Annotated in this window: 17 protein-coding genes and 1 riboswitch; of the genes, 15 read left to right on the plus strand and 2 right to left on the minus strand. The window is 57.7% G+C overall.

Annotated features, from left to right (window positions below):
* The first annotated feature begins 56 nt into the window (after positions 1-56).
* The 5 genes from pheS to rpiA all read left to right on the plus strand — a co-directional run bounded on the left by pheS (position 57) and on the right by rpiA (position 7374).
* A complete protein-coding gene (gene pheS, locus AAFN83_RS00110) occupies positions 57-1088 on the plus strand; it encodes a phenylalanine--tRNA ligase subunit alpha (protein WP_347766284.1) in 1032 nt (343 codons plus the stop codon).
* Positions 1089-1149: 61 nt separating this feature from the next.
* A complete protein-coding gene (gene pheT / locus AAFN83_RS00115) occupies positions 1150-3588 on the plus strand; it encodes a phenylalanine--tRNA ligase subunit beta (protein ID WP_347766285.1) in 2439 nt (812 codons plus the stop codon).
* Positions 3589-3648: 60 nt separating this feature from the next.
* Positions 3649-6156, plus strand: coding sequence for a cell division protein ZapA (zapA, locus tag AAFN83_RS00120; RefSeq protein ID WP_347766286.1), 2508 nt, complete (start codon positions 3649-3651; stop codon positions 6154-6156).
* A 3-nt stretch (positions 6157-6159) separates the two neighbouring features.
* Positions 6160-6687 carry a CvpA family protein gene (locus AAFN83_RS00125; protein ID WP_347766287.1) on the plus strand — a complete coding sequence of 176 codons (528 nt, stop codon included), beginning with the start codon at positions 6160-6162 and terminating at the stop codon, positions 6685-6687.
* Between the two features lie 9 nt (positions 6688-6696).
* A complete protein-coding gene (gene rpiA, locus AAFN83_RS00130) occupies positions 6697-7374 on the plus strand; it encodes a ribose-5-phosphate isomerase RpiA (protein WP_347766288.1) in 678 nt (225 codons plus the stop codon).
* Positions 7375-7484: 110 nt separating this feature from the next.
* On the opposite strand, the gene AAFN83_RS00135 is transcribed toward rpiA, so the two are convergent.
* Both AAFN83_RS00135 and AAFN83_RS00140 read right to left on the minus strand, forming a co-directional pair.
* The gene (locus AAFN83_RS00135; RefSeq protein ID WP_347766289.1) at positions 7485-8318 is read right to left on the minus strand and encodes a GNAT family N-acetyltransferase; all 834 of its coding nucleotides are present in this window, start codon (positions 8316-8318) and stop codon (positions 7485-7487) included.
* A gap of 146 nt (positions 8319-8464) precedes the next feature.
* Positions 8465-8827, minus strand: a complete 363-nt coding sequence (locus tag AAFN83_RS00140) for a phage holin family protein (protein ID WP_347766290.1) — start codon at positions 8825-8827, stop codon at positions 8465-8467.
* A gap of 229 nt (positions 8828-9056) precedes the next feature.
* Here AAFN83_RS00140 and AAFN83_RS00145 point away from each other — a divergent pair, with 229 nt between their 5' ends.
* From AAFN83_RS00145 to AAFN83_RS00190, 10 genes are all read left to right on the plus strand, one after another.
* Positions 9057-11414 carry an endonuclease MutS2 gene (locus AAFN83_RS00145; RefSeq protein WP_347767336.1) on the plus strand — a complete coding sequence of 786 codons (2358 nt, stop codon included), beginning with the start codon at positions 9057-9059 and terminating at the stop codon, positions 11412-11414.
* Between the two features lie 133 nt (positions 11415-11547).
* Positions 11548-12225 (plus strand): PspA/IM30 family protein, encoded by a 678-nt coding sequence (locus AAFN83_RS00150; protein ID WP_347766291.1) that lies wholly within the window; start codon positions 11548-11550, stop codon positions 12223-12225.
* Between the two features lie 129 nt (positions 12226-12354).
* A complete protein-coding gene (locus AAFN83_RS00155) occupies positions 12355-12750 on the plus strand; it encodes a DUF350 domain-containing protein (RefSeq protein ID WP_481810458.1) in 396 nt (131 codons plus the stop codon).
* 87 nt (positions 12751-12837) lie between these two features.
* Positions 12838-13338: a hypothetical protein gene (locus tag AAFN83_RS00160; protein ID WP_347766293.1), complete on the plus strand. Its 501-nt coding sequence runs from the start codon at positions 12838-12840 to the stop codon at positions 13336-13338.
* 134 nt (positions 13339-13472) lie between these two features.
* The gene (gene cysK / locus AAFN83_RS00165) at positions 13473-14408 is read left to right on the plus strand and encodes a cysteine synthase A (protein ID WP_347766294.1); all 936 of its coding nucleotides are present in this window, start codon (positions 13473-13475) and stop codon (positions 14406-14408) included.
* A 123-nt stretch (positions 14409-14531) separates the two neighbouring features.
* Positions 14532-15020 (plus strand): Lrp/AsnC family transcriptional regulator, encoded by a 489-nt coding sequence (locus AAFN83_RS00170; RefSeq protein WP_347766295.1) that lies wholly within the window; start codon positions 14532-14534, stop codon positions 15018-15020.
* A 16-nt stretch (positions 15021-15036) separates the two neighbouring features.
* Positions 15037-16233, plus strand: a complete 1197-nt coding sequence (locus tag AAFN83_RS00175) for an aminotransferase class I/II-fold pyridoxal phosphate-dependent enzyme (RefSeq protein WP_347766296.1) — start codon at positions 15037-15039, stop codon at positions 16231-16233.
* A gap of 221 nt (positions 16234-16454) precedes the next feature.
* Positions 16455-16736, plus strand: coding sequence for an aspartyl-phosphate phosphatase Spo0E family protein (locus tag AAFN83_RS00180; protein ID WP_347766297.1), 282 nt, complete (start codon positions 16455-16457; stop codon positions 16734-16736).
* Positions 16737-16923: 187 nt separating this feature from the next.
* Complete coding sequence (locus AAFN83_RS00185) at positions 16924-17724, plus strand: Nif3-like dinuclear metal center hexameric protein (protein WP_347766298.1); 801 nt, start codon at positions 16924-16926, stop codon at positions 17722-17724.
* A 14-nt stretch (positions 17725-17738) separates the two neighbouring features.
* Positions 17739-20093 (plus strand): glycoside hydrolase family 2 TIM barrel-domain containing protein, encoded by a 2355-nt coding sequence (locus AAFN83_RS00190; RefSeq protein ID WP_347766299.1) that lies wholly within the window; start codon positions 17739-17741, stop codon positions 20091-20093.
* A gap of 153 nt (positions 20094-20246) precedes the next feature.
* A riboswitch (cobalamin riboswitch) is annotated at positions 20247-20440 on the plus strand.
* Positions 20441-20469 lie beyond the last annotated feature (29 nt).

Consider the following 20469-nt stretch of genomic DNA (forward strand, 5'->3'; position numbering starts at 1 on the left):
CGTGTTTGCAAGGCTGAGCAGGAAGAGTAGACCATACAAAGGGGCGAAGGATTCACATGAAAGAACGATTGATGGAATTGAAGCAGTTCGCGCTTCAAGAGCTGGAGGCGGCAGGCGGCAGCCAAAAGCTGAACGACCTTCGGGTGAAATACTTGGGCAAAAAAGGACCGCTCACGGAAGTGCTGCGAGGCATGGGCGCGCTCAGCGCCGAAGAGCGTCCGATCATCGGGCAGGTGGCAAACGAGGTTCGCCAAGCGATTGAGGAGCGGCTGAATGGCCTTCAAGCCGAGCTGCAACGCCGCGAAACGGAAACAAAGCTGAAGAGCGAGACGATTGACGTCACCTTGCCGGGACGTCCCGCTCCGCTCGGAACGATCCATCCGATCAGCCGCGTCGTGCAGGAGATCGAGGACATTTTCATCGGCATGGGGTACACCGTTGAGGAAGGGCCTGAAGTGGAACAGGACTACTACAACTTCGAGGCGCTCAACCTGCCGAAGAATCACCCGGCTCGCGACATGCAGGACTCGTTCTACTTGACCGAGGAGCTCCTGCTTCGTACGCACACCTCTCCGGTGCAAGTGCGCACGATGGAGCGCCGCAAGGGCGAAGTGCCGGTTAAGATCATCTGCCCGGGCAAGGTATACCGCCGCGATGAAGACGATGCGAGCCATTCCCATCAATTCACGCAGGTGGAGGGTCTCGTCATCGACAAGGGCATCCGCATGAGCGACCTGAAGGGGACTCTCTTGCAATTCGCCCGCGAAATGTTCGGCCCGCAAGTAGAGATTCGCCTGCGCCCGAGCTTCTTCCCGTTCACCGAGCCGAGTGCCGAGGTCGACATCTCCTGCATGTGCGGAGGCAAAGGCTGCCGGACCTGCAAGGGCACGGGCTGGATCGAAATCCTCGGCTCCGGTATGGTTCACCCGAACGTGCTGCGCATGGGAGGTTATGATCCCGAGGTGTACAGCGGCTTCGCCTTCGGCATGGGCCCGGAGCGGATCGCCATGCTGAAGTACGGCATTGACGATATCCGTCATTTCTATAGCGGCGATCTGCGATTCCTGAAACAGTTCGACCGAGTGTAAGCGCGAAATCGCAGAACCTGGAATCTTGAAACGACCATAACGAATAGGACGTGAACCGAACATGAACGTATCATACCGATGGCTGTCGGATTATGTAGCAGTAGAAGGCCATACGGCCAAAGAGCTCGCGGAGAAGCTGACGCGAAGCGGCGTAGAAGTGGACGAAGTCGAAGACCTGAACAAGGGAGTCGAAGGCGTCGTCGTGGGCTATGTATCCGCAAAAGAAAAACACCCCGATGCCGACAAGCTGAATGTCTGTACCGTAGATGTAGGCGCGGAAGCTCCTCTGCAGATCGTGTGCGGAGCGAAGAACGTAGCCGCCGGGCAAAAGGTTCCGGTTGCCATGATCGGTGCCAAGCTGCCGGACGGCCTCGTCATCAAGCGGGCGAAGCTGAGAGGCGTCGAATCGCAAGGGATGATCTGCTCGGCGAAGGAGCTGGGCTTGAACGACAAGTACCTGCCAAAAGAAATTCAGGAAGGGATTCTCGTGCTGCCGGAATTGACGCCGGTTGGCGCCAATGCCCTTGAAGTCTTGAACATTGACGATTCGGTCCTGGAGCTTGATCTGACCCCGAACCGCTCCGACTGCCTGAGCATGGTGGGAGCCGCCTACGAGATCGGGGCGATTATCGACCGCAAGGTCACGCTGCCCGATCCTCGCGAAGGACTCGTCGAGGAAGGCGCTGAAGCGGCCTCGCAGGTGTCGGTTACCATCAGCGCGCCGGAAGCATGTGACCTCTACCTGGCCCGCGTCGTGGAAGGAGTGCAGATCGGTTCGTCCCCGCTCTGGCTGCAAAACCGCCTCATGGCGGCGGGGGTTCGACCGATCAACAACGTGGTCGACGTCACCAACTATGTCATGCTGGAGCTGGGTCAACCGCTGCACGCGTTCGATGCCGACAAGGTAACGGGCGGGAAGATCGACGTGCGTTTTGCGCAGGAAGGCGAGAAGCTTGTGACGCTTGACGATCAGGAACGCGAGCTCACGACGTCCATGCTGCTTATCACTGACGCCGAGAAGGCGATTGCGATCGCAGGCGTTATGGGCGGAGCGAACTCCGAAGTCACGGCTGAAACCACTCGCATCATTCTCGAATCCGCCAAGTTTGCCGGGCCTTCGGTGCGCCGCACCTCCCGCCAGCTCGGCCTTCGCTCGGAGGCGAGCCTGCGCTTCGAGAAGGTCGTCAATGCGGAAGCCGTCGAGACGGCCCTTGATCGGGCGGCCTCCTTGCTCTGCCAGCTGGCAGGGGGGAAGGCCCTTGTCGGCCGCGCAGAGGCCGTGGCGAAGCCAGCCGAACAAGTGACCGTTTCCCTGTCACTGTCCAAGGTGAACGGATACCTGGGAACCGAGCTTACGCAAAAAGACGTAACCGATGTGCTTCGCCGGTTGAACTTCTCCTATCAGGTAGAGGGGGAAACCTTCCTTGTAACCGTCCCGGGACGCCGCGGCGACATTACCCGCGATGTTGACCTGATTGAGGAAGTAGCCCGCCTCTATGGCTACGACAACATTCCGACCACGCTGATGAACGGCGTGACGACACCCGGCTCCCTGAACCCGGCGCAAGCCATCCGCCGTTCGGTGCGCAACCTGCTCGCGGCAAGCGGCCTGCACGAGATCATCTCGTACTCCCTGACGCATCCGAGCCGCAAGGCCCGCTTCACCGGCGCTTACCCGGACGCTCGCCTGCTTCCGCTCGCGATGCCGATGAGCGAGGACCGCAGCGTGCTGCGCACGAGCCTCATCCCCGGCCTGCTCGACATCGCGGAATACAACAGCAACCGCAGCGAGACGGATATCGCCTTGTTCGAGATCGGCAAGGTCTACCTGTCCCAGGAAGAGAATCTGACGGTGCAACCGGTGGAAAAGCAATTGCTCGCCGCCGTCCTGATGGGCAACCGGACGTCCCCTCACTGGAAGCTTAAGCAGGAGAAGGTGGACTTCTACGACCTGAAGGGTCTTCTCGATAAGCTGACGGATGCCCTCGGTGTGGAAGGACTCGTCTACAAGAGCGCAGCCCCGGAAGGCTTCCACCCGGGCCGCACCGCAGAGCTGTTCCTCCAAACGGTAGAGGAAGACGTGTTCCTGGGCCGGATCGGTCAACTTCATCCGAGCGCGCAGGGCGATCTTCCGAGCGACGTATACCTGTTTGAGCTGGAGCTCGACACGCTGATCCAGCATGCAGGCCCGACCATTCAATACAAGACGCTGCCCCGTTACCCGGCCGTCAGCCGCGACATTGCCGTCGTGGTGGACCAAGCGGTTTCCGTCGGCGCTTTGCTTGAGACGGCACGTGCTGCGGCAGGCTCTCTGCTGGAATCGAGCGATGTGTTCGACATTTACACCGGCGAACGGCTTGGCGAGAACCGTAAGAGCGTGGCGTTGTCCTTCGTCTACCGGCATCCGGAGCGGACGCTGACCGAAGAGGATGTCACGCTTGCTCATGGCAAAGTGCTGGAAGCGCTGGAACAAACTTTTGCGGCCGAGCTGCGGAAGTAAAGGCAGGAACCCGGACCGCACTGCGCGAATAGGTAAACGAACGCGAGAGGAGGTCTTTCCATGGCCCAGGATGACAAAACGCGACTCACGGTTGACATATACGGAACGCCCTACAAGCTGAAGGGCAGCTCCAGTCCCGCTTATATGAAGCGGCTGGCCGCTCAAGTGAACGAGCAGATGCACAACATCGCCGGTTCCAATGAGCGGTACGACACCACGAAGATTGCCGTGCTGGCTGCGGTGAATATGGCGGATGAGCTGATGCGCGTCCGCGACCGGCTCGATGAGCTGGCGGAAGAGTGGGAACGGCTCTCGGCGAGCGAGCAGGCCCTTCGCGCGGTTGCCGAAGAGGCGGAGAAGCTGCGGGAGACGACGAATGCCCAGCAGCTCTCGCTCCAGGAGTACCGCAAGCAAGAGGAAGCCTGGCTCAGCGAGCGCGAACGCTTGACCCAGGAGCGAGACGGTTCGCGCGAGAACTTGGAGGTAAGTGCCAAGCGGGAGCAGGAGCTGAACGAACGTCTTGCCGATCTCCAAGGGCGGCATGACGAGCACGCGCGTGCGGTTGAGGAAACCGCACGGGCGCTCGCTTCGCGCGAAGAAGAGCTTGCGACCGTAAGCGCCGATTTCTCGAAGGAGCGGGATGCCCTCGCGGCCAAGGAAGCGGAGCTGTCCCGAGAGCTTGCGAAGGCGTCGGAGCGCATCAAGGAATACGAGAATGTCCGAAACTCGCTCATGCAGGAGCGCAAGACCCTGCAGGAGAAGACCGGCGCGCAAGATGCCCAGCTTGCTCAGCTTCGCAAAGAGCTGGATCAGGCTGCTTTGCGGCTTAAGGAGCTGGAGGCCTCGGAGCGACGCGGTCGCGAGCAATTGGAGACCGCTCGCTCGACCCATGCGAAGGCGCTCCACGAGCGCGAAGAAGCCCATGGTGCAGAGCTGACCAAGATGAAGGAAGCCCACGCGGCCGAGCTGGCCGGGCTGAGAGAAGCTCATGGCGAAGAGCTGACCTCTTATTTGGAGGAAGGCGAACGGGAAGCGGGCGAGGCTGCAGATCGTCACGCCCAAGAGCTCGCCAAACTGCAGGAGACCCGCTCTCAGGAGCTTCTGGAGCTGCAGAAGGCGCATGCCGAACGCCTCCAGGCGCTGGAGGAGGAGAAGCGCACTCAGCTTAGCGAGCTGCGCGAGGCTCACGAGGCCGAACTAGGAAGCTGGAGAGAGCGGCTTCATTCCGCTGAACAGAAACTGCAGGAGGAGCTCGGCCAGTTGGAAGCTGCTCATCGCGAGGAAGCGCAGCTTCTGAGGGAGCAGCATGAAGAGGAACTCGAGCGCAAGGACGTATTCCTTGCCGAAGAGCTGGAGCGTCTTCGCACCGAGCTAGCGAGCGCTGCGGAAGCCCGCCTTGCGAAGGCGGAGGAGCAAGCGCAGTTGGGGCAAGATCGGCAAGCCGAAGAGTTCGCTGTTTGGAAGAGCCGCAAGGAAGAGGAGAGCGACCTGCTCTTCCACGAGCTGGAGGAGGACAACCGCCGTCAACTCGCAGAGAAGGAAGCGGAAACAGCGAAACGGCTTGCGGATAAGGATGCCGAGACAGCTAAACTCCTTACCGAGAAGGAAGCTCGAACAACCCGGCTCCTAGCGGAAAAGGAAGCTCAGACGGCGCAACTCCTTGCGGAGAAGGAGACGGAGCTGACCCAGCTTCTCGCCGATAAGGAGGAGAAGCTGGCTCGTCTGCTCTCCGACAAGGATGCCGAGGTCGAGCAGCTCCTCGCCAAGCAAGAGGAGGAGTTTGCCCGCCGGCTGGCCGAGAAGGACGAAGCATTCGCTCGTCAAGTTACCGCCAAAGAGGCAGAGGCCGCTCGCCTCTTCTCCGAGAAGGAGGAGACGCTTACTCTCCTGCTGATGGAGAAAGAGGAGGAGACAGCCCGTCTCTTGACGGACAAGGACGCAGAGATTAGCCGGTTGACCGCAGAGCGGGAGGCCCTGCTTGCGGCTCGCCTTGCTGCCGAGGAAGCCGCTTCGGCCAGTCTTGTCGACAAGGCACGAGAAGCTGACGAGCAGGTAGCGGAGGCTCTGCAGCTCCTGGAGGAAGAGCAGGCGAAGGCTCGCGAGCTGGAAGCTGCCCGGGACAAGGAGCGGCAGGAGGCAGCCGAACGGCTGGAGAAGGAGCGCATGCGCTGGAGCGAGGACAAGGATCAGTTGGAGTACGCTCTTCTTGCCTTGCGCCGGGAACTGAACCAGACCGCGGAGAAAACCAAGCGGGAAGAGGAAGAACGTCAGGCGCTGCAGCAGTCTCTTCTCGTTGCAAACGAGCAGCTGACGGAACGGGACGAGCAGCTTCGAGAGCAAGCGGGAGCTTATGCTCTCCTGCAGCACGAAACGGAAACCCGTTTGGCGGAGCTGGCGGATGCCTTGCGTCAGGAGCAACAGCTGACAGAGGGGAACGACTCTGCCGATCAAGAGCTGTCTGCCAAATACCAGGCGCTTGAGCGGGAATATGAGCTGCTCAAGAAGGAATACAATGAATGGATTGAGCTGGTTATGGAAGAAACATCAGAAGAGCCAGGGAAAGCTTAATGAATGAATGGCATTGATGCGGGGATTGTCATTCTCTTGTTGGTCGCCTTCGTCTTCGGGTGGAAGCGAGGCCTGATCACCCAGTTGCTCTCGCTGGCCAGTCTCCTTATCGCCTGGTATGCTGCCTATCGGCTTACGCCGGTTTTCCTGCCGATTCTGGATGACCTCCTTCCGGCAGAGCTGGCGGGACGAATCGGTCATTATGAAGAGAAGCTCGGCGGGCTCGGCTTGGAGCAGCCGCTTTTGCGGGCGCTTACCTTCATTCTGATCGTGCTGGCGGTGAAGCTCGCCTTGACTCTGGTCGGCTACCTGCTCAATTTTATTGCAAAGGCTCCCGGCCTGAACGGCTTAAACCGATTTGGCGGAGGTCTGCTGGCTCTTCTGGAAGCGGCGGTCCTGACCAGTTTGGTCATCTACGCCTTGTCCGTGTTGCCGGGAGATCGCTTTCGAGAGAAAATGGCCGGGTCGCAAGCGGTCGATTTCATCATGGACCAGGTTCCCAAGCGAACGGGCAGCCTCGATTCCAAGTAACGGAGGGTGATGGGAACGGACAGAAAACGACTGGCGGCCGAAAAAGCTGCCGGCTACCTCAAAGACGGAATGATTGTCGGCCTTGGTACGGGATCAACGGCATATTGGGCGATACGGGAGATTGGACGCTTGGTCAAGGAAGGCTTGTCCATTCAGGCGATCGCCACCTCCAAACCGTCTGAAGCCCATGCCCGTCGGCTGGGTATCCCGCTGGTTACCTTCAAGGATGTGGATCGCATTGACATCACCATCGACGGCGCGGATGAAGTCGACACGCAGTTGCAGGTGATTAAGGGCGGCGGCGGTGCACTCCTGCGCGAGAAGATCGTGGCGAGTGCAACCAAGGAGCTAATCATCATCGTGGATGACGAGAAACTGGTGGATCAGCTCGGACGTTTTCCGCTGCCGGTCGAAATCGTCCCCTTTGGAAGTGAACGGACCCTTCGGCAGCTGGATGCACTCGGGTGCAACCCGGAGCTTCGGATGCATGAGGACACTCCCTTTGTGACCGACAACGGCAACTATACGGCAGATTGCCGACTCGGGCAGATCGAGAAGCCTTACGAGCTGCACGAGGCGATCAATCGCATGGTGGGGGTGGTCGATAACGGCCTCTTCCTCGATATGGCCCATCGCATAATCATCGGCTGCTCGGACGGCACCGTGAACGAATGGGAGAAGCGGTAAGTTGCCTGCCACGCCTCAATCTAATTGAAAAGAGCGACTCCTATCCCAATCACCTGGGCAGGAATCGCTCTTTTTTTGATCTCATTGCGCATTCGCAATCGGCAGGTTTTTTAGAGAGGCAAATGGAAATACGGGAGTCTGCGGACAGGCTCAAACCCAAGCTTCGTTGCCAGCTTGAGCGATCCGACATTTCCTTCCCGGCATCCCCATACGGGTTGAAATCCTTGAGCCAGGATGTTCTCGACAAGGGCAGCGGAGGCCTCGTAGGCGAAGCCTCTCCCCTGGAAGCCGGGGGCCGTCTCAATGCCAATCTCCAGCTCAGTTTCACTCCGATAGGCGACAAAGGCGACGGACGCGAGCTGCCCGTCTACGATGACTCCATAAGCGGTCTCGGGATCCGGGGAGACATGGGATGCCCCAAGGGTCTCGATCCGCGGCTCACCCGTAGGGCGCCAGAATGCTCGCGGGATGACAGCGCCTTGAAAACGGAGTGCTTCTTCCCGGGCAAGCGGTCGGATTTTCACAGACGCTTCCGGTGCGGCAACTTGCTGAGCCTGTCTCGAACGCCAATAGAGGTCTGGCTGGAACTGAAAATTGAGGCGGACGTGTTCCTCCACTGGACCGGCGGAGCCGAGGGCCGGAAGGACTTCTCTCCATACGGGAGTATCGATCTGGAGCCATTCCGCTTGGGTTCGCTGGTTCGCATCATTCGTTATGTAGCGGTTCACCTCTCTCACAAACGCCTCGCGACGCGGTTCCCCGGTCAACAGAGACATTCGGTACGGGTGAACGATGAAGTAAGCAGCAGGTTGAGCGTCATCGTCCACGTAAATGGCGCCCGGCGCTTTGTGCTCCACGACCGCTTGGGCGAACAAGGTATTCATGGGCAAGCTCTTCAGATGAAACCATAACGATTCTCGCAAAGAAGAAGGCAAAGGCAGCATGGACATAAACTCCTTTTACATGAACGTTTGGACTACGGGAATAGGCGAATTTCGTTCATTGTAAAGGATTTTGTGAACCGCTGCTGCCCTTGGTCTTGAACATTTTGTTACATTGTGGGTAATCTGGGGATTTCAGAGGAGGTGAATCAATGAATGCCTTTGTGCGTTCGCGGGTTTCCCGTTCCCGGCGTAGGCACGAACAGGTCGAAAATGCCGATCACGAGTGAGGCCACCAACGAACCGAGCAACGTAATGCGGCTGCCCGGTACAACCAGCGAGGCCAGGTAGAGGACAGCGGCACTGAGCAGAAATCCGACAGTTCCCCGGCTGAAGGGAGTTACTTCTCGGTGAAACAGCCGTTCGGTAAGCCAGCCCAACCCGGCAATGACCAGGGCAAGCAGGAGGGCGCTCGTAAAGCTGCCGATTCGGAAGCCGGGCACGAGCCAAGCTGTAATCATTAGCACGATGGCAGCCGCGAGAAACCGCAGAACGACTCCCCAAGCGCGCATGGCATGCACCTCCTTCCTAAAATTCAAGTAGTTGGTCAGCCCGCATTAATCCAAATTGATCCGCCAACCTTCATTAGAGTTCCCCGGAGAAAGCAACTCATGATGGAGAAGCGCGGGTGGAATTTTCCGTTATAGAAAACCCGTGGAATAGCTTCTCCCTGCCTCATTGGATATAATAGAGGCGAAATGCTGTGTGAAAAGATGGGAGAAGGATCCAGTGACAGGCACAATCGAAGGTAAAATTTTATCCACGTTGGAATTTCATAAAATCGTTGAACAATTAACCGCGAAGGCATCCACCAGCCTCGGGAAAGCGAAGGCGGAAGAGCTTTTGCCCGTGAGCGACCTCGAACAAGTGAAAAAGCGGCTGCAGGCAACGGATGAAGCCTCTGCGATCGACCGTTTGAAGGGCGGGGTGCCCTTCGGCGGCATACGCGACGTCCGTGCGCCTATTCGCCGGGCTGAACTCGGCGGCACGTTGAACCCGACCGAGCTGCTGGATATCGCCACGACGAGCCAAGGCGGGCGGAGGCTCCGGCGTTTTCTGGAGCTGGCTGCGGAAGACCATCCGATTCCGCTCCTGGTGGATCTGGCGAGTCTGATCAGCGAGGATCGGAGCACCGAGGAACGCATCCTCCAATGCATTGACGAAGGAGCCTTCGTCATGGATTCTGCAAGCCAGGAGCTGGCTCGGGTCCGTCAGGAGCTCCGAACCGGAGAAGCGCGCGTGCGGGAACGGCTCGATCAAATGATTCGCACCCCCTCCGTGCAGAAGATGCTGCAGGATAATCTGGTCACGATCCGCGGAGACCGTTATGTGATTCCCGTGAAAGCGGAATACCGCAGCCACTTCGGCGGAATCGTTCACGACCTGTCCGCATCGGGCGCAACCATGTACATCGAGCCCGAAGCGGTCGTTCAGATGAACAACCGGCTTCGTGAGCTGCGGATGAAGGAAGAGCGCGAGGTCGAGAAGATTCTCATCATGCTGACCACGCTCGTTGCCCAGGAGGCTGAGGTGCTTTCGGCCAATCTGGCGATCCTGGCCGAGCTTGACTTCATCTTTGCGAAGGCTGTGCTGGCCCGCGGAATGAAGGCGACGCTGCCGATCATGAATGACCGGGGCTTCTTGAAGATCAAGAAGGGGCGGCATCCGCTCCTGGCCAAAGATGTCGTTGTTCCGCTTGAGCTGGAGATCGGCAACCATTACTCGTCCATCATCGTAACCGGCCCCAACACAGGCGGGAAGACGGTGTCGCTCAAGACGGTCGGGCTTCTCAGCTTGATGGCGATGTCCGGCTTGTTTGTTCCCGCCGAGGACGACAGCCAACTCTGTGTGTTCGACGGCATCTACGCCGACATCGGCGATGAGCAGAGCATCGAGCAGAACCTCAGTACCTTCTCCAGCCATATGACCAATATCATCTCCATCTTGCGCGGAATGACGCCGAAGAGCCTCGTGCTTCTGGATGAGGTGGGGGCGGGAACCGACCCGGCCGAAGGCTCGGCGCTCGCCATCTCGATCCTCGACTACATTCATTCCATGGGCTGCCGCCTCGTGGCAACGACGCACTACAGCGAGCTGAAGGCGTATGCCTACGACAAGAATGGGGTCATCAACGCCAGCATGGAATTTGACGTTCAGACCTTGAGTCCGACGTACCGTTTGCTTGTCGGCGTACCCGGCCGAAGCAATGCGTTCGCCATCGCCGAGCGGCTCGGCCTGCCGAAGCGGATCATCGATCATGCCCGCGGGCAGGTGGCCGAGGAAGACCAACGAGTAGAATCAATGATCGCCACGCTGGAGGAAAACCGCCTCACCGCCGAGGCCGAGCGGGTAAGTGCGGAGAGCCTGCGCCGCGAGGTCGAAGAGACGAAGCGGAAGCTGGAAGAGGAGCGCCGCCGCTTCGAGGAAGAGCGCGGCAAGCTGCTTGTGAAAGCGGAGCAGGACGCGGCAGCAGCGGTGACTAAGGCGCGACGTGAAGCGGAAGAGGTTATTGCGGAGCTTCGCAAACTGGCCATGGAGGGAGCCAAGGTCAAGGAGCATGAGCTCATTGATGCTCGCCGCCGCTTGGACGAAGCGGTGCCGGAGCTTGCGCCGAAGCGCGCGGCTGTCCCTGCAAAGAAGGTTCGTGCCATCGAGCCGGGCGACGAAGTGATGGTCGCGAAGTTCGGGCAGAAGGGAACCGTAGTGGACGTCGGCGCTGAGGAAGCAACCGTTCAGCTCGGGATTCTCAAGATGAAGGTGGCGCTTGCCGAGCTGGAGCTGATCAAAGCAGCCCCTGCCAAGCAGAAGCACGTTCAGCAGGCAACCTCCAGCATCAAGCGAACACGGGATGAGAACGCCCGTCTGGAGCTGGATTTGCGCGGGAAGAACATCGAGGACTCCATCATCGATGTCGATCGCTTCCTGGACGAATCCTTCCTCGCGAACTTTCCACAGGTTTATCTCATTCATGGGAAGGGAACAGGCGCCCTTCGGATTGGTATCCAGGATTACCTGCGCCGTCACAAGCATGTGAAGAGCTTCCGCGTGGGGGCTTATAACGAAGGTGGAATCGGCGTAACGGTTGTGGAACTGAAATAATGATTTTTTTTGCCACTCGGCAGAAACATGTTGAAACCCCAGGCATCGATCCCCCGTAGATATGTCTTGTAAGCAACAAGGAAAGAAGAAAACCACATCACACTACAATAGATCATGGGAGGAATTGATTTACATGGGAATTTTCAAACGGCTTCGCGACCTGACGGCGGCTTCGATCAATGACTTGCTGGACAAAGCAGAAGACCCGGTGAAGATGCTGAACCAATTCCTGCGCGACATGGAGCAGGACATTCTGGAAGCAGAGGCTGCGGTTGCCAAGCAGATCGCCGTGGAAAAGAAATTCAAGCAGCAATCGGAAGAATCGCTGGACTTGGTCAACAAGCGCCAGCAGCAAGCGGAAAAAGCGTTGGAGCAAGGCAATGAAGACCTTGCCCGTCGCGCTCTTCAAGACAAGAAGGAGCACCAAGCCCGCTACGACGAGCTGAAGGGCCAATACGACATCGCCAAGGAAAACGCGGATCGTCTGCGCAAGCAGCTCGAAGAGATGAAAGACGAATTCAACAAGATGAAGAACAAGAAGGACCTGCTGATCGCTCGTGCGGAAGCAGCCAAGGCTCAAAAATCGATCAATCAGGTGATGTCCGGCTTCGGGACCGACAACGCGGCCCGCGGCTTCGACCGGATGAGCGACAAGGTCGCTCAGCTGGAAGCGGAAGCTCAAGCTGCAGGCGAGCTTCGTGACAAGAACCGCAGCCTGGATGACGAGCTCTCGCAGCTCGACCAGAATGACGGAGTCGAGGATGAGCTGGCCGCGCTGAAAGCGAAGATTGCTTCGAAGCAACAGCCGTAAGGCATCAGGTAAGCAGGCACAATCCTTTGCATCGCACAAAAGATCAAGCAAGAGACTGAAGAGCCGAATCTTCAGTCTCTTGCGGTGTTTGGAGGCGACTTCATTTTGAATCAAGAGGTGGACTTTATGATGAACAACATCTATCTCAACACGCTCGCTTTCTTTTCCGTGGCGGTGGTAGCGCTCGTTCTGTTCATGTTCGTATTCAACCTGATCACCAAGTACAACGACTGGGATGAGATCAAGAAGGGGAATCTGGCTGTTGCGATGGCGACAAGCGGCAAAATCTTCGGGATTTGCAATCTGTTCCGTTTTGCCATCTTGAACAACGATACCATTCTGGAATCCGTCGTCTGGGCCAGCTTCGGCTTTCTTCTCCTGCTCGTGGCTTACTTCCTGTTCGAGCTGCTTACTCCTTATTTTAAGATCGACGAGGAGATCAGGAATGGCAACAAGGCGGTGGGCCTTATCTCCATGGTGATCTCGATTTCCATTTCTTACGTCATCGGGGCAAGTGTTGCCTAATCCAGTCGGGTGTCCGCCTCGCTTGCATTTTCAGGTGCAGGAAGTCTATCATGGGGAAATGGACCACCATTCGTAAGGAGGAGCAACATGAACGAGCAAGAAACCCAGGTATGTCCCTGGTGCCAGACCGAGATCGTCTGGGATCCCGAGATCGGACCGGAGGAGGTCTGTCCTCACTGTCTGAATGAGCTGGGGGATTACCGCAGCGTCTCCATTCACGGCCACGATCAACCGCATGATCATGAAGCGGACGATGAGGATTCCGGGGAGGAAGCCGATTCCGATATCGACTATTCCGATTATGAAGAGGAAGAAGAACTTGATCCCTACCAAGAAAAGGTTCAGGCCCTCCTCGATACACAGCTCGAAGCACCGGAATGTCCAACCTGCGGCGAACTGATGCTGCGGGGAGGCCAGGTTCGTATGGCAGGCCATGGATTTGACCCTGCGTCGTCTGAGTTGCTGCCGGAGCCGTTCCTGCCGGACATTCTGGAGATGGACCTGTATGTGTGCCCGTCCTGCTTCAAGACGGAGACCTATTTGGCCGAGCCTGGAAGGATTCGCATGAAGGGAACATTAAGCAAGTAAGGAACCAAGAGTCCGCTGGAGTTAGAGCGTGTCTTCAAACCCATGGTAGGGCGACACGCTCCGGACAAGCCGGACTCTTTTTGTACGAATAAAACCGAAGTCAAATACCAAGGAAACAGCGAGGAGAGATTGGAATGGAAAAGCGGACCATGGTGAACCGGGTGACCGACTTGATCGGGCAAACCCCGGTTTTGCGGCTGAATCGGGTTGTCGAGGAAGGAATGGCCGAGGTGCTCGTCAAGCTGGAATCGTTTAATCCGAGCGGAAGCGTGAAGGATCGGGCAGCCTACAATCTGATCGAACAGGCGGAAAAGGAAGGCAAGCTCAAGAGCCGCGACACCATCATCGAACCGACAAGCGGGAACACCGGCATCGGATTGGCGATGGCGGGTGCCGCTAAGGGCTACAAGGTCATCATCGTCATGCCCGATAACATGACCAAGGAGCGCATCAATCTGCTCAAGGCCTATGGGGCGGAAGTGGTGCTCACGCCGGCCAGAGAACGGATGCAGGGAGCCATACGCAAGGCTGTGGGACTGAACGAGCAGATTCCGGGAAGCTTCATCCCCCAACAGTTTGAGAACAAAGCGAACCCCGATGTTCACCGGACTACGACAGCTTTGGAAATTATGGAGCAGACGGACGGAATTTTGGATGCCTTCGTCGCCTCGTCGGGAACCGGCGGGACGATCACGGGAACAGGCGAGGTGCTGAAGGAGAAGCTGCCGAACCTGGAGATCATCGTGGTGGAGCCCGCAGGCTCGCCGGTTCTTTCCGGAGGGCATCCGGGGCCTCACCTGCTGGTAGGAACAAGCCCGGGGTTCATCCCGCCGGTGCTCAACACCACCGTCTACGACCAGATCATGCGCGTGAAGGATGAGGATGCGCTTCGGATCACCAGCCTTCTCGCTGCACGAGAAGGGCTTTTGGTGGGACCGTCTTCCGGCGCAACCGTCTGGGCAGCTCTAGAGACGGCCAAGCGTCTCGGGCCCGGCAAGCGGGTTTTGTGTGTGGCGCCGGATACCGGGGAACGCTATATGAGCATGAACATCTTCGGACGAGAATTGTAAAAGGGCATCAAGAAGCTCCTTTCCAGAGCCTCGGATTCGTTGTATAGTGTACCTAATGTCCTTTCAAAAGGAAAGGAGATGCGTCGTTCAGGCGGCGTCATTCTACGTCAGGAGGTCATTCTTATGGTAGAACTGAAACTCAGAATCCTGGATCTTCTCAAGGAAGATGCCAGAACGGACGCGGAGACCGTAGCCACCATGCTCGGTGCGAGCCGGGAGGACGTGGAAGCGGCGATTGCGGAACTCGAAGCGGAGCATGTTATCGTCAAATATGCAGCGGTGATCAACTGGGCCAAGGTCAACGAGTCGGTAACCGCCTTGATCGAAGTACAGATTACCCCGGAGCGCGGCCGCGGCTTTGATGCCATCGCCGAACGCATTTACCTCTATCCCGAAGTGAATTCCGTCTTTCTCATGTCCGGTGCATACGACCTTCTGGTCGAGGTGCAGGGCCGTACCTTGCAGGAAGTGGCTTCGTTCGTTTCGAACCGGCTTTCGCCGATCGATCGGGTCCTTTCTACGAAAACGCATTTCATCTTGAAAAAATACAAGCATGACGGCATCATCTTCGAAGACCGGGAAGAAGACCGGCGGATGATGATCTCGCCGTGAGGGGAGGCATCACGGTATGGAATCCACAAGCCAGTCGTCGAAGTCGATGAAGAACTATTTAACACCAACGGTGCGCGATATTCCTCCCTCCGGTATCCGCAAATTCTTTGATCTGGTGAGCGGCAGCAAGGATATCATCTCGCTCGGCGTCGGCGAGCCGGACTTTGCCACTCCCTGGCATGTGCGCGATGCGGCCGTCGTCTCCTTGGAGCGAGGGTATACCAAATATACGCCGAACTCCGGATTGCTCGAGCTGCGGGAAGAGATCGTCCGGTACCTGCATGAGAACTTCCGGATCACGTATGATCCGGTCAAGGAAGTTATCGTGACCATCGGGGGCAGCGAGGCGATCGACCTTGCCCTTCGGGCGCTCATCAGCCCGGGGGACGAGATCCTGATTCCCGAGCCCTGTTATATCTCCTACAGCCCGATCACGACCTTGTCGGGCGGCGTTGTGGTCGGCATCGAAACCACAGCGAAGGATAACTTCAAGCTGACCGCGGAAGCGCTCAAAGCCAAGATTACCCCGCAGTCGAAACTGCTGGTGCTCTGCTATCCAAGCAACCCGACCGGCGGGATTATGACGTACGAGGATTTCCTTCCGATTGCCAAGCTGGTGGAAGAGCATGACTTGATCGTCATCTCCGACGAAATCTACGCCGAGCTGACATACGGTCAGAAGCACGTAAGCTTCGCCTCTCTCCCGGGCATGAAGGACCGGACGCTCGTCGTCAGCGGCTTCTCCAAAGCGTTTGCCATGACGGGCTGGCGCATGGGCTATGTGTGCGGGCATCCCGATCTGATTGCGGCCATGCTGAAGATCCACCAGTATACGGTCATGTGCGCTCCCGTCATGGGACAGGTCGCCGCCCTGGAAGCTCTTCAGAACGGCATGGAAGAGAAGGACCGGATGATGGAGTCGTACAACCAGCGCCGCCGCCTGATCGTCAAGGGCTTCCGCGATATCGGCCTCGATTGCCATGAGCCGCAAGGCGCGTTCTATGCTTTCCCGAGCATAGCTTCCACGGGACTAACCTCGGAAGAATTCGCTCAACGGCTGGTAGCGGAGGCACGGGTCGCCGCCGTTCCCGGCAATGTATTCGGTCTCGGAGGAGAGGGGCACATCCGCTGCTCCTATGCGACTTCCGTCACCCAGCTGAATGAGGCTCTGGACCGGATCAGCCAATTTGTCCGTCGGCTAAAAGAGATTTAATAAGTTTGATTTTTTTGCAAATAATGCTATATTAGTAGTAAAGATGAAAGGAAGCTTCTTTCATTTTTTGCTATATTTCGGATGAATCTTCTTGGTCTGGCAAATTGTGCGGGATAGGCCGAAGGTAGGGGCTTCTTCACTCCCTTATCGGGGGACATTTGGCGTCAAAGGATGACGATTGAGGTTTTCCTTTCTGTGAAGAGGACAAAGGAGGGGATTGAATGTTGTACAGCCATAGCGCGGTTGCGTCGAGAGGATTCCTATTGCGAGAACGCGGTTCGCGGCACTCCCACACGTCCCAGCAAGCAGCCTCAACCTCCCTGTCGCTCTCCTTCCTGGAGGAGGAGATTCATCGCCTGCGGCTCCGGATGGAAGTACTCTTTGAGCAGGAGCAGTCTTTAACCTCGCCGCATGTCGTGGAAGCGAGCAACGAATTGGATATCAAGATCAATGAATATATCAAGTGCAATGAACGCATTCGCAAGCCGGAACATCGGGCATAGGACGAAACGGCGATCGCACACGGCGGCTCCTTCATTCGAGGGAGCCGTTTTCGTTTCTATGCGGGAAGGCGAAGGATGAAATTCCTTAACCAACTCCTATAGATTATGGGGTTATTCATGGGATCGGTTTCTTCTACAATGGAACCGATGAATGTTCGATGCGCTTGAGTGGGGAGGACATAGGACGTTGAACAAGCCAAACTCTTATTCGATCGGAGACCTGCTGCCGCAAATCATCGGCGAGCATCCGGAGGGGGCTGTGGATCGCCTCCTGTGTGGCCGGCACGAGACACGGGTCACGGCAATCGCGACCGCCTTCGTCGCGTCTATGTCGGTTCTCCATCAGGCCGCTCAGCTTGGTGTGAACCTCCTGATCACCCATGAAGGCCTCTATTACAGCCATCATGAGGGAGAGGAATGGGGGAGAACGAGCCTCCCGGCTAAGGAGAAGGCCCGGTGGATAGAGGAAAATGGGATGGGCATCGTTCGCCTGCATGACCGCGTTCACCGTCAGTTCCCGGATCTGATCATGGAAGGGCTCCTTCGAGAGCTGGAGTGGGAGTATGCTGTCCTTGAAAGACAGGCCACTTACGCAATCGTGGAGCTGCCCGATTGGACACTTATAGAAGTGTCCGATCAAGTGAAGCGGAAGCTGGGGCTGTCTTATCTCCGAGCTGCGGGGCCTTCCTCGCTTCGCTGCCGCAGGGTCGGTCTGTTGGTGGGGTATCGCGGGAGCGGGGCTCAGACGATCCCGTTGTGGGAGCAGGCGAACGTCGACCTGATTATCGCCGGAGAAGGGCCGGAGTGGGAAGCCCCGGAGTATGCGCGGGATGCCGTCCGCCTGGGCTTGAACAAAGGACTCATCCTGCTCGGTCATGCCGAGAGTGAGAGCCCGGGCATGCGGCTTCTTGCAGATCAAATGGCTGTCAGGCTCCCCGGCCTTCCGGTTCATTATTTAGCGGATTCGCCAGTCTTTCGGATTCTGTAAGAGGGGGAACCAGAATGACAGGGAGAAGCGTGAGGCTCTGGAATCGGGAGTGGAGGTTCGCACTCGGCAACTATGCAGGCGCCGAAAAGCCCGGCTTCCCGGATGACGGTTGGAGGGAGCTGAGTGTTCCGCACGACTGGAGCATCGAGCAGGCCTTCGACCCGTATATGCCGGGTGGAGGCTTTCAGGCAAGCCTGCCTCGCTGGACGGTAGGCTGGTACCGAAAGCATTTTGAGGTGCCGACGGAAGATCGGGGGAAGCGAATTTATCTCCAATTTGACGGTGTTCATCACAACAGCGAGGTATGGGTTAACGGGTGCTTCGTAGGGAAGCACCCTTACGGATACGTGAGCTTTTGCTATGAGCTGACGCCTTATTTGCAGGATGGAGAGAACGTGCTGGCCGTAAAAGTCGACAACACGCCGATGCCGGCAGACCGCTGGTATTCCGGTTCGGGCATCTACCGTAAGGTTCAATGGGTTGCCGTCAATCCGCTGCATGTGGCGGAGTGGGGAACCTTCATCACCACCCCTCGAATAACCAAGGTAGCGGCGGAAGTCCATGCTCGCATTACCTTACGTAATCAAGGGGAGCGGGCTGCCGAGTGCCGGGTTGTGACCGAGCTGATCGATCCAGCAGGGGAACTTCGTGACACGCTTGAATCGGTGGTTCTTGTCCAACAGGGAGAAACCGTAGAGCTTGAGCAGGAGGGAAAGGTGGATCATCCTCGCTTGTGGTCCATCGAATCGCCCTCCCTCTATAAGGCCAGGACGCGGATCGAATGGGAAGGAAGCGTGCGAGATGAGGCTGAGACTTCATTTGGCATACGGGATATTTGCTTCGATCACGAGAAAGGCTTCTTCCTCAATGGCGTCCCAACCAAGCTCAAGGGGGTCTGTCTCCATCATGACCTCGGCTGCCTGGGTGCTGCTTACCGGGATGAGGCGATGGAGCGCCGGCTCATCACACTCAAGGAAATGGGAGTGAACGCGATTCGGTTTGCCCATAACCCGATGGCGCCTGAACTGCTGGATTGGTGCGACCGGATGGGCTTCCTCGTGATCAATGAAGCCTTCGACAAATGGAAATCACTCTATTACGAGCATCTATTCGAGGAGTGGTGGGAGAGAGACCTGGAGAGCCTGCTCCTTCGGGATCGCAACCATCCGTCGGTCATCCTCTGGAGCGTGGGCAACGAGGTGGAAAAGCAAGGGCAGCCGTCCATGCTGGCAATCCTGCGGCAGTTGGTCGCGTTTTGCCGCAAGCTGGATCCGACGCGACCCGTCACCTGTGCGTTGGAGCCTCACAATACCCCCATCCACTTGCGAGACGGCTCCATCGAGGGCAAAGTCGAGCATACTCGCGGACTGGCCGCGGAGATGGACATCCTTGGCCTCAACTATCAGGAACAATGGTATGAAGCTTACCGGGAGGCGATGCCAAGTACGCTCCTTCTCGGTACCGAGACCTTCCCGTATTATCGAGGACAAGGAAACCGGGTGAAGGGCTACCTGCCGCTAAACCCGTGGTTCGATGTCGAAAAGCATGACTATGTGATCGGCCAGTTCGTGTGGGCCGGGATCGACTACTTGGGAGAATCCGTCTACCCGTCAAAGGGATGGTCCTCCGGCTTGATCGATACATGCGGCTTTCGCAAGTCCTTATCCTATCTCCAGGAAAGCCTGTGGGCGGAGCGGAAGATGGTGCGCATCGCGGTGCTTGCTGAGAATGGCAAGCCGCGGCATACCCCCTCCTGGACCATGCATTGGCAAGCGCCGGAGATGGTCGAGCACTGGAATCACCCGGATTATACGGGCCGCCTCATTCGGCTGATCACCTTCACCAACTGTGAAACGGTGGAGCTTGTGGTGAACGGGGAATCGTACGGAACCCGCCGCCTTGCGGATTATCCCGATCGAATGATCGTTTGGCATCTTCCGTATGGGCCGGGGACCGTGAAGGCCATTGGCCGAACCGGCGACCGCATAGAATGCGAGCACGAGCTCGAAACAGCAGGAGAATCGGTTCGGGTACGCCTATCGGCCGACCGGTTAACGCTTCCGGCAAACGGCGCAGCTATCGCTCACGTCACCGCTGAGTTGGTTGACGCGGCTGGGATTCGAGTGCCGTTGGAGGAGAAGGAAGTCACGTTTACCCTGTCCGGGGGAGAGATCATTGGGGTGGACAATGGCGACTTGACGAGCGACGAGCCTTATCGGGGCTGTAAGCGAGCCGTTCGAGGGGGGAGATGCTTAGTCGTCGTGCAGGCAGGAACGATTCCGGGTTCGATGAGGCTCCAGGCGTCTCTTGCCGGGCTTCCCCCCGCCGAATTGCAATTCACTCTCTCCTCCGATGAGGAGCCGGGCTGATCGGCGGTTTTCCCGTCGTTTTTGCTGGCTGATGCGGTCACTGGGTGAGAGCTGTACGGGGCTTTTGACAGCCTGCCATTTTTGCTGGCGGCTTGTCAAAGCAGAGCGCATCCCCTATACTTTGGGACGGAGAGCTTTCTGCTGAACGGAAATCCACTATAGAGTCGCCAGGTGTCCATCTCTATGAAAAAGATGGGTGAAAAGGGAAGCCGGTGCAAATCCGGCACGGTCGCGCCACTGTAAGCCGGGATGTCGTCCCCATGAAGCCACTGTCCGAAGAGGAACGGGAAGGCGGGGAGGGTGCTGGATCCGGGAGTCAGGAGACCTGCCTGGCCGACAAAGCTGACGAACTCCTTCGCGAAAAAGGATGCAGCTT

This window comes from Gorillibacterium sp. CAU 1737, assembly GCF_039888655.1.
GTDB lineage: Bacteria > Bacillota > Bacilli > Paenibacillales > NBRC-103111 > Gorillibacterium.

What these genes read in the sequence shown, in the direction of transcription:
- AAFN83_RS00125 (WP_347766287.1), top strand. Translation starts at nt 6,160, where the DNA reads ATGAATGGCATTGATGCGGGGATTGTCATTCTCTTGTTGGTCGCCTTC.
- AAFN83_RS00170 (WP_347766295.1), top strand. Translation starts at nt 14,532, where the DNA reads ATGGTAGAACTGAAACTCAGAATCCTGGATCTTCTCAAGGAAGATGCC.
- rpiA (WP_347766288.1), top strand. Translation starts at nt 6,697, where the DNA reads ATGGGAACGGACAGAAAACGACTGGCGGCCGAAAAAGCTGCCGGCTAC.
- zapA (WP_347766286.1), top strand. Translation starts at nt 3,649, where the DNA reads ATGGCCCAGGATGACAAAACGCGACTCACGGTTGACATATACGGAACG.
- AAFN83_RS00175 (WP_347766296.1), top strand. Translation starts at nt 15,037, where the DNA reads ATGGAATCCACAAGCCAGTCGTCGAAGTCGATGAAGAACTATTTAACA.
- AAFN83_RS00160 (WP_347766293.1), top strand. Translation starts at nt 12,838, where the DNA reads ATGAACGAGCAAGAAACCCAGGTATGTCCCTGGTGCCAGACCGAGATC.
- AAFN83_RS00135 (WP_347766289.1), bottom strand. Translation starts at nt 8,318, where the DNA reads ATGCTGCCTTTGCCTTCTTCTTTGCGAGAATCGTTATGGTTTCATCTG.
- AAFN83_RS00180 (WP_347766297.1), top strand. Translation starts at nt 16,455, where the DNA reads ATGTTGTACAGCCATAGCGCGGTTGCGTCGAGAGGATTCCTATTGCGA.
- AAFN83_RS00150 (WP_347766291.1), top strand. Translation starts at nt 11,548, where the DNA reads ATGGGAATTTTCAAACGGCTTCGCGACCTGACGGCGGCTTCGATCAAT.
- cysK (WP_347766294.1), top strand. Translation starts at nt 13,473, where the DNA reads ATGGAAAAGCGGACCATGGTGAACCGGGTGACCGACTTGATCGGGCAA.
- pheT (WP_347766285.1), top strand. Translation starts at nt 1,150, where the DNA reads ATGAACGTATCATACCGATGGCTGTCGGATTATGTAGCAGTAGAAGGC.
- pheS (WP_347766284.1), top strand. Translation starts at nt 57, where the DNA reads ATGAAAGAACGATTGATGGAATTGAAGCAGTTCGCGCTTCAAGAGCTG.
- AAFN83_RS00155 (WP_481810458.1), top strand. Translation starts at nt 12,355, where the DNA reads ATGAACAACATCTATCTCAACACGCTCGCTTTCTTTTCCGTGGCGGTG.
- AAFN83_RS00190 (WP_347766299.1), top strand. Translation starts at nt 17,739, where the DNA reads ATGACAGGGAGAAGCGTGAGGCTCTGGAATCGGGAGTGGAGGTTCGCA.
- AAFN83_RS00140 (WP_347766290.1), bottom strand. Translation starts at nt 8,827, where the DNA reads ATGCGCGCTTGGGGAGTCGTTCTGCGGTTTCTCGCGGCTGCCATCGTG.